This is a genomic window from Micromonospora sp. PRAS1 (assembly GCF_059553435.1).
This window is the reverse complement of record NZ_JCANNB010000106.1, coordinates 1-940: the sequence shown is the minus strand read 5'-3', so window position 1 is coordinate 940 and position 940 is coordinate 1. Positions and strand designations below refer to the sequence as shown.

The following is a 940-nucleotide window of genomic DNA, read 5'->3' as shown; positions in this document are numbered from 1 at the left end:
GCGGCGGTCAAGGGCGGGATGAGTCAGGCTGAGGCGGCGCGGGTGTTTCAGGTGGCGCCGAAGACGGTGTGGCGGTGGGTGGATGCCTTTGACCGTCAGGGAAACCGAGGGCTGAACGCCCGTCGGCGGGGGCGGCGTGCGAACGAGCAGAAGGCGTTGACGCCCAGGCAGCAGGCCCGGGTGCGGCGGGCCGTCATTCACAAGTGCCCGGATCAGCTCGCTCTGCCGGGATTGGTGTGGACCCGTCCGCAGGTCCGCCAGCTCATCCGGTCCTGGTTCGGTCTGGAACTGTCGCTGGTGACGGTCGGGAAGTACCTGCGGTCGTGGGGCCTGTCGCCGCAGAAACCGGTCCGCCGCGCGTATGAGCAGGATCCGCAGGCGGTCACCGAGTGGCTGGAGGTCACGTACCCGGCGATCGTGGCCCGCGCCAAGCGGGACAAGGCGATGGTGTTGTGGCTGGACCAGACCGGGCTGCGCTCGGACGCCGCGGTAGGCGCCACCTGGGCGCCGGTCGGGCAGACCCCGGTGGTGGCCAAGACCGGCCGCCGGTTCGGCGTCAACGTGATGGCCGCGATCAGCAACAAGGGCGAGTTGTACTTCACCTGCTACACCGGTTCGTTCAACGGCGAGGTGCTGCTGACGTTCCTGGCCCGCCTCACCCGCCACCTCGACCGGAAGATCCACCTGATCGTCGACGGGCACTCCGTGCACCGCCGGATCATGGTGCGCGACTGGCTGGCCACCCGCACCGACCGGATCGAGATGCACTTCCTGCCCGGCTACGCCCCCGAACTCAACCCCGTGGAACTGCTCAACCACGACGTCAAACACCATGTAGCACAAGCGAACCCAGCCACCGTCGCCGACCTGACTACCGCGGCCAGCAGACACCTACGTCGACGACAGAACCAGCCAGCCACGGTGAAAGCCTTCTTCGGCA

At 68.0% G+C, this 940-nt stretch carries 1 protein-coding gene; it reads left to right on the top strand.

Annotated features, from left to right (window positions below; translation table 11 throughout):
• Nucleotides 1-18: 18 nt before the first annotated feature.
• Nucleotides 19-940 (top strand): IS630 family transposase (locus AC507J_RS32285; protein ID WP_496294348.1); only part of this gene is annotated, 922 nt, incomplete at its 3' end.